The sequence below is a fragment of the Sediminitomix flava genome (assembly GCF_003149185.1).
Lineage (GTDB): Bacteria > Bacteroidota > Bacteroidia > Cytophagales > Flammeovirgaceae > Sediminitomix > Sediminitomix flava.
In genome coordinates, this window is sequence record NZ_QGDO01000008.1 from 45,845 (window position 1) to 61,586 (window position 15,742).

General features: G+C 34.9%; 12 protein-coding genes. 4 read left to right on the plus strand and 8 right to left on the minus strand.

Going from position 1 to position 15,742, the window contains the following annotated elements:
* Positions 1 to 177 precede the first annotated feature (177 nt).
* Positions 178 to 1,977: a DUF5060 domain-containing protein gene (locus BC781_RS21995; protein ID WP_109622022.1), complete on the plus strand. Its 1,800-nt coding sequence runs from the start codon at positions 178 to 180 to the stop codon at positions 1,975 to 1,977.
* Between the two features lie 836 nt (positions 1,978 to 2,813).
* Here BC781_RS21995 and BC781_RS22000 read toward each other — a convergent pair.
* On the minus strand, positions 2,814 to 4,241 hold the full coding sequence (locus BC781_RS22000) for a glycoside hydrolase family 27 protein (protein ID WP_109622024.1): 1,428 nt from the start codon (positions 4,239 to 4,241) through the stop codon (positions 2,814 to 2,816).
* A gap of 346 nt (positions 4,242 to 4,587) precedes the next feature.
* Here BC781_RS22000 and BC781_RS22005 point away from each other — a divergent pair, with 346 nt between their 5' ends.
* Positions 4,588 to 6,198 carry an arylsulfatase gene (locus BC781_RS22005; RefSeq protein WP_109622026.1) on the plus strand — a complete coding sequence of 537 codons (1,611 nt, stop codon included), beginning with the start codon at positions 4,588 to 4,590 and terminating at the stop codon, positions 6,196 to 6,198.
* A gap of 128 nt (positions 6,199 to 6,326) precedes the next feature.
* On the opposite strand, the gene BC781_RS22010 is transcribed toward BC781_RS22005, so the two are convergent.
* The gene (locus BC781_RS22010; RefSeq protein WP_109622028.1) at positions 6,327 to 7,610 is read right to left on the minus strand and encodes an L-lactate MFS transporter; all 1,284 of its coding nucleotides are present in this window, start codon (positions 7,608 to 7,610) and stop codon (positions 6,327 to 6,329) included.
* Positions 7,611 to 8,194: 584 nt separating this feature from the next.
* Between BC781_RS22010 and BC781_RS22015 the strand changes: the two genes are divergently transcribed.
* Positions 8,195 to 9,091, plus strand: coding sequence for a DMT family transporter (locus tag BC781_RS22015; protein WP_109622030.1), 897 nt, complete (start codon positions 8,195 to 8,197; stop codon positions 9,089 to 9,091).
* Between the two features lie 104 nt (positions 9,092 to 9,195).
* Here BC781_RS22015 and BC781_RS22020 read toward each other — a convergent pair whose 3' ends face one another.
* The gene (locus BC781_RS22020) at positions 9,196 to 10,008 is read right to left on the minus strand and encodes a metallophosphoesterase (RefSeq protein ID WP_109622032.1); all 813 of its coding nucleotides are present in this window, start codon (positions 10,006 to 10,008) and stop codon (positions 9,196 to 9,198) included.
* A 288-nt stretch (positions 10,009 to 10,296) separates the two neighbouring features.
* On the opposite strand from BC781_RS22020, the gene BC781_RS22025 reads away from it, so the two are divergent.
* The gene (locus BC781_RS22025; protein ID WP_109622034.1) at positions 10,297 to 11,808 is read left to right on the plus strand and encodes an NADP-dependent isocitrate dehydrogenase; all 1,512 of its coding nucleotides are present in this window, start codon (positions 10,297 to 10,299) and stop codon (positions 11,806 to 11,808) included.
* A 73-nt stretch (positions 11,809 to 11,881) separates the two neighbouring features.
* On the opposite strand, the gene BC781_RS22030 is transcribed toward BC781_RS22025, so the two are convergent.
* From BC781_RS22030 to BC781_RS22050, 5 genes are all read right to left on the minus strand, one after another.
* Positions 11,882 to 12,454, minus strand: a complete 573-nt coding sequence (locus tag BC781_RS22030; RefSeq protein ID WP_109622036.1) for a hypothetical protein — start codon at positions 12,452 to 12,454, stop codon at positions 11,882 to 11,884.
* A gap of 65 nt (positions 12,455 to 12,519) precedes the next feature.
* The gene (locus BC781_RS22035) at positions 12,520 to 13,191 is read right to left on the minus strand and encodes an NADase-type glycan-binding domain-containing protein (RefSeq protein ID WP_109622039.1); all 672 of its coding nucleotides are present in this window, start codon (positions 13,189 to 13,191) and stop codon (positions 12,520 to 12,522) included.
* Between the two features lie 72 nt (positions 13,192 to 13,263).
* Complete coding sequence (locus BC781_RS22040; RefSeq protein ID WP_211323937.1) at positions 13,264 to 14,004, minus strand: DUF2625 domain-containing protein; 741 nt, start codon at positions 14,002 to 14,004, stop codon at positions 13,264 to 13,266.
* Positions 14,005 to 14,061: 57 nt separating this feature from the next.
* The gene (locus BC781_RS22045) at positions 14,062 to 14,928 is read right to left on the minus strand and encodes a phasin family protein (RefSeq protein WP_245935647.1); all 867 of its coding nucleotides are present in this window, start codon (positions 14,926 to 14,928) and stop codon (positions 14,062 to 14,064) included.
* Positions 14,928 to 15,641: a hypothetical protein gene (locus BC781_RS22050; RefSeq protein ID WP_109622042.1), complete on the minus strand. Its 714-nt coding sequence runs from the start codon at positions 15,639 to 15,641 to the stop codon at positions 14,928 to 14,930. The genes BC781_RS22045 and BC781_RS22050 overlap by 1 nt, the downstream gene beginning before the upstream one ends.
* Positions 15,642 to 15,742: the final 101 nt, after the last annotated feature.

Genomic DNA, 15,742 nt, shown 5'->3' on the forward strand with positions numbered 1-15,742 from the left:
CAAATTGTTCGATTAGTTACATTCTTAGGCCAATCCGTTAAAGTTGAGTCTTGTTATTCAAATCGTCCATTTCTAATTTTAATAGCTCATTTGTAGCATTTTATTGTACAAATGAATTATCTAAGCCTTGCGGCAAAAAGTACTTTTAAGTGTGTTTTTAACAAAAAATTAAATGGCATGAAAAAGTACCTAGTTTTACTTCTTGTTTTCGTTTCCGCAATGCCTCAGATGCGAGCGCAAGAGATTAATGGCGCATATCAAAAGTGGCACACGCTTAGTTTTTCTTTTAAGGGGCCAAAAACCGAAGAAAATGCCCAACCCAATCCATTTACATCTTATCGTTTGGATATACTTTTTGAAAATGAAGATGAAAAAGTTTGGGTTCCTGGATATTTTGCGGCAGACGGAGATGCTGCGAATACTTCAGCAAGCAAAGGTCATATTTGGAGAGTGCATTTTACCCCCAATAAAATAGGTAAATGGACGTATAAAGTCCGTTTTCTGAAAGGTGAAAATGTAGCGGTATCAGATGCTCCTGAATTGTTTGAAAGTGCGGGTTTTATGGATGGAATAACAGGTGAATTTGAAATTTCAGCCTCAGATAAAGCAGCGGATGACTTGAGAGCCAAAGGCCGTTTACAATATAATGGCACTCGTTATCTGCGGTTTGCAGAAACAGGAGAAGTGTTTTTGAAAACAGGGGCAGACGCTCCCGAAAACTTGCTTGCCTACCAAGATTTTGATGGGACTTTTCATACCGATGGACATAAAGATCATTTGGTGAAAAAATGGGAAGCCCACCTACAAGATTGGAGAACGGGTGATCCGACTTGGCAAGACGGAAAAGGGAAAGCCTTGATTGGAGCAATCAATTATTTGGCGGCGCAAGGCATGAATGCTTTTTCATTTTTGACCTTAAATATTGTTGGTGATGACCAAAATGTATTCCCTTATGTAGATTATACAGATTATACCCGTTTTGATGTTTCCAAATTGGCACAGTGGGAAATCATTTTTGCGCATGGCGAACGAAAGGGCATGTTCTTGCACTTCAAAACACAGGAAGTAGAAAATCAAGGGCTTTTGGATAAAGGTGATACAGGACGAGAACGACGTTTGTATTATCGTGAATTGATGGCTCGATTTGGGCATCATTTGGCTTTAAATTGGAATTTGGGAGAAGAAAATGGTTTATGGACAAAAAGGTTTAGAACTGTCCCTCAGACTACAGCACAACGAATAGCCATGGCAGATTATTTTGCTGAAAATGACCCTTACCAACACCATTTAGTGATCCATAACGGTCAGTATTATGATGATCTTTTGGGCAATAAATCAAAATTAACGGGTATTTCGCTACAAACCCATCAAGTTGATTTCAGACAAGTTCATCCACATATTTTGCATTGGCTCAAAGCCTCTGAAGAAGCAGGAAGACCTTGGGTGGTCAGTTGTGATGAGCCAGGAGATGCCAAGCATTCGCTCGTTCCAGATAAAGATAATCCTACGCATGATGTGGCTAGAGCGGCAGCACTTTGGGGCACTTTTATGGCAGGAGGTACAGGGGTAGAATGGTATTTTGGCTACGATCATGAACATTCAGATCTTACCTGTGAAGATTGGAGAAGTCGTCATGAAATGTGGCAACAATCCCGTTATGCTTTACAGTTTTTCAGAAAGCTTCCAGTCGATCAGATGATTGCAGACGATGATTTTGTAGCAGGTAAAAATGATTATTGCTTCTACAAAAAGGGAGAAATCTATGTGATTTACCAAAGAAAAGGAGAAGCTTTTACAGTAGATTTACCCAAAGCGAAAACTTTCAACATCCGCTGGTATAACCCAAGAACAGGAAAGTTTGTGAAAGCGCAAAAAGCCGTACAAGGAGGTTTACAAGAAATTGCTGCGGCTCCAGAATTGGACAAAGATTGGACGATACTGATCGAAGATGCCGCAAATACACAAATCAATTTTTAGGAGATCATTTTTATGCTTCAATTAATAATAAGTACTAGGACAGATGTTTTCGGGATAAAAATTTACTGTTCTTAGAGTTGCTCTAAGAACTCATAAATGGAAGAGAGAGTCTTCAGACTCGAAAAATGTATATAAAATCGAGTCTGAAGACTCTTACTCTCATCAATCAAACCTTAGATGTTGCACTCGCTAGCTTCGCAAATTCTAAGGATAGTATTACCCATTTTCTTATGTCCTAGTACTTAAGTTATCGAAGAACATAATTCTCAGAAAGTAATTATATTCTAAATAATAAAAGCCCTGTTTCTCATTTAAGATGAAAAACAGGGCTTAATAATGTCCTCTTGATTTAATAATGGTGTTACTTTACTATTTCTATTTAGGCCAATGCCGATAAGCCAAAAAAGAAAATAGCTAATGTAAATGCTAATACAGAATAGATAAGCAATAAATGGTTTCTATTCTTTTTCATGACCCCAATGGGCTTCTTGTAAAATGCTAGAAATGATTTTATCATAATTTTTCCGGTTTGTTTGTAAATCGCATGTGTAATAGGTGTTGGAAAGATACTTGTATAATATTATACTTGCTTGTTCATTTAAGTCTATCAATTGCCTAATTGACTAAATGGGTACTAATATTTAGTTTTTAGAGAGGGGGGTATTTTAATCCGATATGTAGAAAATGTACTTTTCCGTATAAAATGTATCTCTCAGGGTAAAGTCGTCCATATGATATATTTTTTTGTAGAAATTAAAAGGCGAAATCTATATCTCAAATATTAATTTTAGCCCAAGAAAGTTTATGTTCTTAGGCTAAAATTTAATCATCTTAAATTACAATTTTGCAATTCTTCTGTCCTTTGATTGACTAGGAGTAAGACGATAAAGAGCAGAACCATGAGCAGGGATTTTACGAGAAAGTTTTCCTTTTAATTTCCCTTCTGTTTTTCCATCCCACAAATTTTTAACAGTACAGCTTCCTTTCAATCCAAGTTCTTTCCAGCTCACTGATACGTCAGTATCTTCATCTGAAAGATTGAATAAACCAATATTGTAATCGCCAGACTCAGGCATACGACTAACCCAAACTACAAGGTCCCCTTTTCTAGTTAGTTCCTTACTCAAAATCCCTTTTTGGTTAACATCGATTACATCTTGATTTGTCAAAAGTGATTTTATATACTCAGAGTTATCAGGCATGTCTCCACCCATCATTAGAGGTGATCTCATGATTGCCCAAAGGCTCATATGCGTACGTTCTTCAACATCTGTAAAGTTTGACTCTCTTTCATCTCCGTGAGGGCCTCTTCTAGAAATCCATCCTAATTGTAGCATATCTGCATCAGGCCAATTGTTAGGCGCGCTAATGTTCGCCCATTGCGCACATAATTTGAATTGCTTTTTCAGTAACGACCACTCATCCCAAAAGTCTTTAGAGATTCTCCACATATCACCGCAAGCTTGCACGTGCTCTTTGTGCTCGTATTTCATATTAAGCGATAAACTCAATAACATTGGGCGTTCAGCTTGATTTACAGCTTTTCTGAATGCTTCTGCCTCAGATGCTCTGTAGGTATAGTTTTCATGAAGGTCAATATCATCCATTTTAATAAAGTCTACTCCCCATTCTGAGTAGAGCTCCAATAAAGAATTATAATAAGCTTGTGCACCTTCTTTATCCATGTCCACCCCATACATTTGGTTTAACCAAGGACAGATAGATGTAGTATCCGCAATCATTTGAGTTGTGATACCGTCTGTTCCTTTTATTGGAGAATTAGCCCAATGCGCTTGTCTCGGGATACCTCTCATGACATGGATACCGAATTTCAGACCTAATGAGTGCACATAATCGGCTAACTCTTTAAATCCTTTTCCATTAGCTGAAGATGGGAATCGTCTTGGATCTGGTAGGAGACGTCCAAACTCATCCATTGCTAACCATGGTACAGGAGCATTATCTTTTTTCAAACGGAATTGAGGCGGGTTATTCTGTATACTTCCTGGAGGGTGAGGGTATGACCAACAGTAATCAACCACCACATATTCCCATCCATATTGTTTCAGATTTTCAGCCATATATTTGGCATTGGCTCTTACCTCATCTTCTGTAACTGCAGCTCCATAACTATTATAGCTATTCCAACCCATTGGAGGGGTAGGAGCTAAGTTCAATTTGTTTTTGTCTCCAAATTCTACTTTTTGTGCGAAGCCTAAACTTGAAATGCACAAGAATAGAGCACTTATTAAAATTCTCTTCATCTTATTTTACTTCAATAATCCCAACTTTATTCAGAATGACATCAATCTTAGATGTTGATGTTACACCTAAAGTAGTGAGCACATAAAAAATCGATTGACTAAAATCATATTATTGTTTTCCCATAAGTCCATTCGGTTGATTTGAGCAATTCTATTGTGCAATAGTGAAAAAATAAGGGGCTTTACTACACGAATTCTCAGTTAAGACAATTCAAAAATTGAAGAAAGCTATTGTAAAAGTAGGACTGAATGTAACTTACAGCAGATATCATTGATTAAGATTGAAGGTTTTTGATAACCGTATTTTTTGATTTGGGAATAACTTGGTGACATAAATACAGGTAGAATGAAAAATAGAACTGTAATATGGAAAGGCTTTTTGATGCTGTTAATCGGTCTATCATTTTGTAACACAAAAGGAGTTGCAGAGAATGAAAAGCCAAATAAAAAAAGTAAGAAATCACCCAATATCATCTACATTATTGCAGATGATTTTAGCTATAAAGATTTAAGTATTTATGGGCAAAAACAATATAAAACTCCAAACTTAGATCAACTATGTAAACAAGGAATCCGTTTTTCACAGGCATATTCTGCCTCTGGAGAATGTGCTCCTTCTCGATCTAGCGTGATGACGGGACTTCACACTGGTCATGGACGAGTAAGAGTTAATAGTAGTGCAAGAGGACAAGATCACCTTCTAGATTCTGACATAACAGTAGCGGAAGTATTGAAATCTGCAGGTTATGCAACAGCTTTTATTGGTAAATGGGGAATTGGACAGCCTCAAACAGAAGGGGTGCCTTATAAACAAGGATTTGATTATAGCTTTGGGTATTATGATCAAGTGAGGGCTCATACTTTTTTCCCTGATTATCTTTGGGAAAATGATAAGAAAATTACATATCCAGCCAATGCAGGGTTTGATATGAATAAGCGTTATGCCAATAATATTCCTAATCCACCAAAAGAACTTTTGAATAGTTATGATGAGCAAGGAAAATTGATTCTTGAAGAGGTTGCTGACCCTCAGAATGCTGTTTTCTCTGAGGCTGTTTTTGAAGAAAAAGCTTTAAATTTTATCGATAAACATTCTGAAGAACCATTCTTTCTTTACTATGCAACTCAGCTACCACATGGGCCTGTGATTATTGACAGTTTAGGGAATATGAAAGACCGAGTTGATATTCCTCAGAAGCAGAGAGAATGGGCCGCTATGGTTCAACGAATTGATACTTTTACAGGAACATTGATTGAAACTCTTAAGAAGAAAGGGATTTATGAAAATACAGTCATCGTTTTTTCTTCAGATAATGGCTATTCAATGGCAGGGTATATGGGAAGAGGAAATGCCCCAAAATGGGAAGATGACCCTTGGTTAAAAAACAAAGGTCCCTTTACTGGAGGAAAATTCTCGATTTTTGAAGGAGGATGTAGAATACCATTCTTTATGACTTGGGAAGGACATATCCAACCATCTATAGTTCAAAAAGCAGTTTGGTTACCCGATTTATTCAGTACCTTTTCCGAATTGGCAAACATAAAGGAGGTTCCTAAAACTGATGGAAATAGCTTAGTTCCGTTTTTCAAAAATGAGAATACAGATATTTTCAATGATCGAGCACTTTACTTTTCAAGACAAAGAGCACAGGCTGTTCGTAAAGGACCTTGGAAAGCATTCAGAGCAGATAGTGATGCTCCTTTAGAATTGTATTTGGTGGAAGAAGATACTTACAATGAAAATAATTTAGCTAAAGATTACCCAGAAGTAGCCATAGAAATGGAAACAATTATGAATGAATCTCATGAGCCTTCTGAGTGGTATTGGAATCCTTGGGAAACCCGAAAAGACTTCGAGGAAAAAAAGAAGAAAGCTAAAGAATTAGGGCAAGACCTTCCGACTATTAGACCTAATAATATTGATAGATTACCTTGGGAGAAAAAAGGAGATTCCTAATAATTGAATTATGTGTAAATAATAAAACCACTTATGGACTCATTCCTTAAGTGGTTTTATGTTTTTGATGTAAAAAGTGAAAGAAGAACGAACAGTTTCTCTCTACAGATTTTATCAATGAAGATTACCTAAGCCATTTGTTTTAAATAATCATTTTCGCTCTCTCTCAAGTTTTCTTTACGAATCTTATTGATATTGATAATTGCCATGATTGAAACAATGATTGCAATTACAAATAGCCCTGAGAAAATGTACATTGTATCAGTATAGCTTCCAGTTAAATCCTTTACATAAGCAGCCAATTGTGGTCCAACAAGACCAGCGGCAGCTTTAGCCGTTAAAGAATTTCCATGGATTGCTGAAAGGTTTTTAGTACCAAAAATATCTCCGATGTATGCAGGGATAGTTGCAAAAACACCACCATAACAAGAGATGATTACGAAGATAAGTAATTGGAAGAACCACGGATCAGTTGCTTGAGGAAGTAACATAAATGCAACTGCTTGAATTATAAAGAATATCGTATAAGTTACTGGTCGACCTACCATATCTGAAAAACTGGCCCAACCGATACGTCCTAATCCATTAATTAGCCCCATCGTACCAACCATGGTAGCAGCAGCCTTTACACCAAGTCCTGCAACATCTTGAGATAGGGGAGCAGCTACTGAGATAATAGCGATACCGCAAGTAATCGTAATGAAAAACATTACCCACAAGTAGTAAAAACGTTTTGTTTTCAGAGCTTCAATAGAAGTTAGTTGTGCTAAGTCTTGTTTAGCTTTTGAAGAACCTTCTTTATTATCTTCCGCTTCAAAACCTTTTGGCGCCCAACCTTCTGGTGGTGGAGCAAGATATTGAGCTGAAATTACCATTACTGTCAAGTAAATTGCACCAATCAGATATAGCGTGTATGGTATGTTAAGTACAGACATGAAGTACTGTAACATATTACTGGCAACCAACGATCCAAATCCAAAACCCATTATTGCTAACCCAGTTGCCAAGCCTCTTCTGTCGGGAAACCATTTAACTAAAGTGGCTACAGGGCTGATGTAACCAATCCCCATACCAATACCTCCAATTACACCATATCCTAAGAAGAATAAGTAAAGGTTTTCCAATTCAACAGAAAGTCCTGCAATCATAAAACCAGCGCCATAGAAAGCTGCTGCTAGAAAACTACTTTTTCTTGGTCCAATACGCTCTACCATTCGACCAAGAAAGGCTGCTGATAGCGCCATACAAATGATGACAATACTGAATGCCCATGCTGTCTCTTTAAATGCCCATCCAACTTCTTTCAGTAGTGGTGCTTTCAAAACACTGTAAGCATATACAGCTCCAATTGATGTGTGAATACCAACTGCTGAGGCTGCAATAAGCCAACGGTTTCTCATTTGCCCTGTCATGATTAATAATCTTTTGTAAGTTTAAGTTGATACAGTATTCGTGGATTTTTAGAAGCTTTTTTTCTTGTTTTCGAGTAGTTTACTATTGTATTTCAAAGCTCTCCTTTACCGATTCCCGAATATCTAGAGTTTAATTATTTTGCAAATATTTGAAAAAATATAGGCTTATTCTAATGATGTTGCTCAGATTTTAGAATTGATTTAGAGAAGTTATAAGTAGATGATTTGTTGATTTAAGTCATTTTAGAATTATATGTTGCTGATGCGCTGTGCGTTGAAATAATATATTTAAAATTCACTCAAATTAACTTAACGGGCTATTATCTTAAAATTTAAGAATATTATGATAATTATAAGATGAGATTACTAGCTAAACTTCTATAAAGTAGAAACCATCTCAGTCAATTCTCACTTTTTTAAAGGTTTGTGTTCAATTGAAATATCCGATCGGACTAGTATTTCAGACGTATTGATTGATATTAATTGAGAATTAGATACCTGGATGATGAATAATATTTAATTTTGAATGATACTATTCTTCAACTAAAAGAAGGAAATAAACAAACTTTGGAGTCAATACGATTATGTGGGTCTTACTTTCAATTTTTTCAGCAGCAGGATTAGGTGTTTATGATGTGCTAAAAAAAGTCTCTCTAAATAATAATGCAGTTTTGCCTGTTCTATTATTTTCATCATTGGCTGCATCAATTGTGGTTTTACCTTTTATCGTGTTGTCATTTACAAATCCACAATTGGTTGAAACGACAGGCATTTTTATCCCTTTCAGTGGTTGGAATGTCCAATTTCTGATTATGCTAAAAACGGTCTTGGTTCTTGGCTCATGGATTTGTGCTTTTTTTGCCATAAAACATTTGCCACTAACTATTGTAACTCCCATTCGAGCAACAGGACCACTCTGGACTTTAATAGGTGCTATTTTTATTTATCACGAAGTTCCTTCAGCTCTACAGTTATTTGGGATTGGGATTACATTGGTAGCTTTCTATTATTTTTCAATAGTAGGAAAGGTTGAAGGAATAGATTTTAAGACTAATAAATGGATTGGACTCATAATCGTAGCCACGCTTTTGGGTGCATGTAGTGGTCTGTATGATAAGTATTTATGCAGAATCTATGACCCTAAAGAAATACAGGCTTATTTCACGATTTATCAATTACTATTTTTATTACCGCTCAACCTTTTATTGTGGTATCCTAAAAAAGACCAGTATAGCCCTTTTCAGTGGAGGTGGAGTATTCCTGCCATTGGTTTGACTCTACTATTTTCTGACTTTCTGTATTTCAAAGCATTAAGTGATCCTGATGCACTGATTTCAGTGGTATCTACAGCAAGACGAGGGAGTGTTGTAATCGCATTTTTTGGAGGTTTTCTTCTTTACAAAGAAAAGAATTTGTTTAGAAAGCTTATTGCCCTTTCAGGAATTATGCTAGGAATTATGTTATTATACATCGGATCGTGATGTTTTTGATATCATCATATTCTTCAACTTTTAGTTAAGTTTTGATTTGATGATGTCCATCTATATTAGTGAGAAAATAATGTTTAGATATATATTATTACACCTTAGATTAGTATTTCTACTAGCTCAGAACGAGCTCCAAACCTAATTGGTAATATACTTGTCCCTATCCCTTTGGAAACATACATTTTAGGTTCAGATTTTGTATACCACCCTTTCAAATAATGACCACTCCCTTGAGGTTTAAAAGGAACAAATCCGAAAAATGACAACTGTCCGCCATGAGTATGACCAGATAATACCAAATCGGTTTTTAATCTTGAAGCATATTTTTGTATTACTTCTTTGTACCCTGGGCAATGTGCTAAAACAATATTATAATCAGAGTCTGTTATACCTTCAATTGCATCTCTCAAGTTTGGATCACCACCAACATAATCATCCACTCCAATTATTGAGATTTTACGTTCATAAAGTTGAATCGTTTCATGTTCATTTATTAAAAGCTTGCAATTATTTTTATGGTAGATAGTTTTCAATTCTTCTAAATTCACATCTCCCCAATATTCCCAATTTCCAGTAATGGCATACTTTGGAATATCTTCACTAATAAGTCCGAGAAATTCATCAAAAAGCATCAGATTATCATTATGGTCTATTGAGTCTCCTGTGAAAAATAATAGATCGGGTTTATTCTCATTGATTTTCTTTGCAAGTCTCTTGTGCTGATACTTGATCGTTTTTAGATGTAGATCTGAAATTTGAAGAAGCCGAATGGGTGTATCTTTTGAGTTTGAAATATTAAAGGTATTCCACTCAATGAAAAAATGTTCAATCCAGAAGGCATCTAATACTAATAGACCTAAAGAGGCTAAACTTCCGCCTTTAATAAATTGTCTTCTAGTTAATTTTTTCATTCCTAAGTTGTCTTCTTTTATTCTAATAATCCATACATTTTACATGTGTTTTCTACGCTATCAAATACTTTAAGTTTTAATATTTTTTCAAGAATTGTGATCTTCCAATTTCATTTTTATATGAAAATACAAAGATTGCTTGTTTGAGCATCTACTTATCACGCCTTCTAATTATTATAATTTGCACTTTAAGTATAAAAATAATTTATGTACGACATATAAATAATAAATAAAAATATATGAACAAAGTTCTGCTAATTTGAGTCTGAGTAAATAAACACTTAGAATATGATAGAGCAAAACCTCAAGTTTGAAAATTCTTCAAACACAAACCTGAAAACTAAAGTACCTGTAGCTATTGGAGATGGCATAGGCCCCGAAATCATGAATGCAACTTTGAAAATTCTTGAAAAAGCGGGTGCTCAAATTGAGCCAGAATATATCGATCTAGGTGAGCAGGTTTACCTCTCAGGAAATTCTGCTGGTATTACAGATTCATCTTGGAAGACTATTTCAGATGCGGGTATTATTCTTAAAGCTCCAATTACTACACCTCAAGGTAAAGGCTACAAAAGTTTAAACGTAACATTGCGTAAATCACTAGGTCTTTATGCAAATGTTCGCCCTGTACTTTCCCTTCATCCATTTGTAGCGACCAATCATCCTGAGATGGATGTGGTGATCATTCGTGAAAATGAGGAAGATCTTTACGCTGGAATCGAACACAGACAAACACAAGATGTTGTACAATGTTTGAAGCTTATAACGAGACCAGGTTGTGAGCGAATTATCAACTATGCCTTCGAGTACGCTAAAGCTTATGGAAGAAAGAAAGTGACTTGTATGGTTAAAGACAACATCATGAAGCTTACAGATGGTCTTTTCCACGAGGTTTTTGATGAGGTTGCTAAGAAATACCCAGAAATTAAAGCAGAATCTCAGATTATAGACATTGGTTCTGCAAGATTAGCAAATCGCCCTCAGGATTATGATGTGGTTGTCACTTCAAATCTGTATGGGGATATTATTTCAGATATTGCAGCAGAGATAGCAGGTTCAGTAGGAATGGCAGGCTCTGCAAATATTGGTAGTAATGTAGCTATGTTTGAAGCTATCCATGGTTCGGCACCAGATATAGCTGGTCTTGGTATTGCTAACCCTTCTGGTTTGTTGAATGCGGCATCAATGATGTTAGCTCATATCGGTCAAAAAGAAACAGCAGATAAAATTAGAAATGCCTGGTTATATACTCTAGAGCAAGGATTACATACCGCTGATATCTATAGAGAAGGGCTAAGTAAACGTAAATTGTCTACCAGTGACTTTGCAGATGTAGTTATTCAAAATCTAGGGAAAAAGCCTGAAAAACTTGTTGAAAGTACCTTTACATTAGGTGAAGGTTCGATAAAAACAATAGATTACAAAAGAAGAGAACAGAAAAAGGAATTAGTAGGTGTTGATGTCTTCTTAGATTGGAGTGGTACAGACCCTCAAGAACTTGGAGATACTCTAAGTAAATTGGAGGATTTGAAATTGAAACTTAAAATGATCACCAATCGAGGAGTGAAGGTATATCCTAATGGACAAAAGGAGACATACTGCACAGATCATTGGAGGTGTAGATTTGTATCTACTGAAGCGGATTTTAGTGCAAAGAACCCTGATTACCCTGCTACAGATTTTGAGCAGGTAATCATCCTACTTCATAAACTCCACATGAATAATTTTGACGTGATCAAGACAGAAAATCTTTATTCTTTTGACGGAAAGAGAGGCTTCTCATTAGGTCAAGGTGAATAAACTATTTACACATTTGAAAACTAAAAAAGACCGTTCTTTGAATGGTCTTTTTTGATTTTAAGATATGGATGATTTATTGATTTTGAATTTGTTCAATTTCTTTTAGATACATCTTCTCAGCCAATAGTTTTTCTACTACTTTCTTATGTATCAAGTCAAGTTTATTGTTATGGTTTTTTTGATTCAAAATTAATGAGAAGTGTGAATCTAAGTAAAATGCTAAGCAGCCCAATTCTTTGTTATAAAACAAGGTTGTTACTCCGTCCATAGCACCTAATCTAGATTTATAGCAATCAATTCGAAAAATAGAATTCTGAACTTTAATATTTTTACTTTTCACTAAAAACACAGCATTCTGATATCCTTGTAAAGTAGAGGTGGAGTCGTATAAGTCAAATTCAAAAAAATGCATTGGTTGTAATGAATCATTTTGATGGAATTCATTAAGCTTTTTATCATTTAACCTAAGTCTTACAACTGAGTCTTCATACGATACAGTATAACTACAATGAGTTTTGTTATGAAGCTTGTTTAAACCTTGCAGAGGATAATGTTCATACCAATAAAAATCTGAATAGAATTCAGTAGAAGAATCTATTTTACATGAGGAAAAAAATATAAGAACTAGAAGTATTATACTCTTCATTCGTTAGCGTTTTAGTTGAATAGCATGATGTAATGCTTTGTGAGATAATATGTTTTCGGTAATAACTAATTTGGAGGACTATCATAAACAAATTCAGAAATTGCGGTGTCTTTATATTTGTCACCTTCATATATTTCCATAATTCTAAAAGCGATAACATCACCATGACTTATCACATAAGGTGCATCTGGGAAATAGTAATTGTCCTTAAAGAATTTTCGTATATCAACCCTTTGATATTGCCATGTATCTTCTAGTTCAATTAGACATATTGGTTTTTCATTTAAAGAAACTTGTAATTGTTTAACTCTAGAATTTTCCTTCCAATGTTTTTCAGATTTACAATAGCCATTGAAAACTTCTATGATTCCATAAAAATTATAAGGTTTACCAAATCCGTTATACTTTTCGCTAAAGTCAAATTCAAATGAAATAAAATGTCCAATACCATCATTGGAGTCACCCTCAATCCAAGCCGTTCTTAAATCCAAATCGAAAATGTTATTGATAGTATAATTGTTACTTCCTTGATTGGCTAAGGATGAAGATGCATAAGGAATTCCAATTTTTCCAGAGTGAAAGCCCCATTTTTCACCTTCAATTATTTCATTGATCGTGTTGGAGTATACAAAATCGTTTTCATTCGCTACTCTCGACTTTATCAGTTCAAGTTTATTTTCTTGTGCAAAAGCATGAATTGAAAAAAATGATGTTAAAAGACAAAAAAGAACTTTCATAAAGTGTGAAGTTTGATATGTTTTTTCTTTTACAGAAGTTTCTATTTCTAACTAAATGCAGCATATTACTACTTAATTATTTAATAATTGAGTTCTCATATCCATATGGAAATCCCAAATTTCTTGCATTGGGACTGCTTTACGACTAAGTTTTTCTAAGTCATCATACTGAACCCAAAGATATGGAAAGAAATTTATTCCTTCATCTGCACTCATTTCTGATACTTCTTCTTTCCAATTTGCCCATCTTAAACCTTTGTAAAAGTCAGCAATGTCTCCTGTAAAAGCCCAGTAAATAAAATCTGAATACCCTATTCCAAGAGGTTCCCAGTTTAGTGTTTCTGGAGCAAGATAATATATTGAACCTAAGTCCTGTTGTCCAAATCCACCACCATTGACGGCAAACAAGCCACCAATTGCATCATCAGCAATAAGAAGGAAGGACATTAATTCTCCATATTCTTTAAATGACTTTCCTTTATTCCAAGCAGGTAAGCTCCTTTTTAACTTCTCAGAACCTGAACCTAAAATTCTTATCCAACCATGATCTACGATTATTCCTCCTGTTTCATAAACGATAGCACCCATAGGCGAACGAGTAGTAACTTGTGTATTGAATAATGATTGATTTGCTTTTGAGGAGTCTTTTGGCAAAATTTCAATCTTATTTTTTGCTTCTTTCATCCAAGCTTGTACTAAATTCCATCCAGGTTCCTCTGTATTGATAAGTTCTTCAAGGGGCCTCATGACAGCTTCTTGGCAAAAGCCAAATTGAAGATTGACTAGCATTAGCAATAAAATAGTATATCTCATAACCTAAGTTTTTAATTTAAGTGTTATTTATCTCTAAAGAACGATTGAGTTCAATCTTCAGTGTGTTAGTTTATTGATTTCATACTCAAATTTGAGCACCTTCAAATTCCATAAATTCATAGTTTGTGTTGCTGTGATTTTCCCATTTTGACTTCTTACAACTAACTTATCTGTGAATGATTTGATGAACTTAGCCCACAATTGATTTTCTGAATCTTTTAGTAAAAAGTAAAATCCATTATCACCAAGTTTTTGTCCAGAGGAATCCAATATGAGTTCTCCATTACTTCCTATTTTGGGTGTTAAAATCACTGTAGCATTTCCGTTTGGCAAAGGAAAAATAGCTTTAATACATGTCTTTCCAGATGGTAAAGTACATGTTTCATAAACACCTGCGTAAACTATTTGGTCTGAGGATTTAAATGATCGTAGCCAAATTGTTCTTTTAACTTCTTTAGTTTTAGTATCTACTAGTTTTATGATTTCATTAGTCAAGCCCTCGGAATCTTTTATGTTTTGAGTAGGGATATTTAGTTGTTCTATTCTTTTGCTAAATAGAACACTTACTATAGTGCTGAATAACTTAAAAATCGGATTCCATTTTACTTGTAATTTGAGGCCATAGTTAGATGTATTCAGGTAGAAATCAATTACATCATCTGATAAAGATTTTAATTCTTCGTCTGATAAGTTTAGCTCTTCAATTGATTCAAGTAGTCCATTATCTTTTTTATGATTAGATCTAACCAAACACTCATCTTTAGCTAATTGGTCAATAAACTTATGACCAATTCCATTTGTCTTTCCAAAAGGACCTAGAAGCCATTTGTGTTCAGATTTATCAATCCTCTTTCCGAAAAGAATGACCCATTGTTGTGTGATCCAATCTTGAATATATTGTTTTCTTTGCGCTAGATTCATCATTACAATATCTCAATTGTGTTTGGAATGATATCAGATTGACCATTCCATTTACCATACTCAGATAAAGGCTTAAAGCGAAGCGTAGTGAATTCAAAGTGGAAGTTTTTTCTTTGTCTTTCTTTCATGGCTTCAGAATGTCTTTTTGGTTGACTGACTTGACTATGTCCATGAACCATATCCGTCATTTCTTTTTCTGTTTTCCAAATTGAAAATGTAGAAACTGTATTTGGAAATTTAATGGAAGCCAATGAAAATAAACTTCCAGGATGGTCTCTTACTAGTTTTTCAACAGGTCTTCCCCAATGAATAAACCTTGGAATTGCCAGCGGTTTCATTCTTGCAATTGTTATGGCAACTACTGCTGAAGTTGAATCTCCTAATAGATCTTCAGCGTCAGGTATTTTGAATCCTGTATATTTTCCCCATACTCTCAGAAATGATAAACGAACATGCCAAGCATTGGCTAAAACTTTACCGAATGAATCCAATTTCAAATAATTTTCAAGTGCTGTTTCATTCTCCCATTGCATAAAAACAGCCACTTCCCCTATCAAAATTCTTGAAGTTGAAAAAATGGGCGAACCGAGTGTCATAGCCGTCATATACTCAGCGTGAATCAGTCCTTTTACTTGTGTAGAAATAGGATTTGATGCGATATGTTTGATAGCATCTAAAAAAGGAATTTTCACTAAATGATAAGAAAAAATATTCACAGTAAGTTTGTTTCGTTTATTGATGTGATTGAAATAGTCTTTTATTTCCTTTCTTCAAATTTGAATTGAACATTATAAGTTTTTAATCTCTACAATTGCAT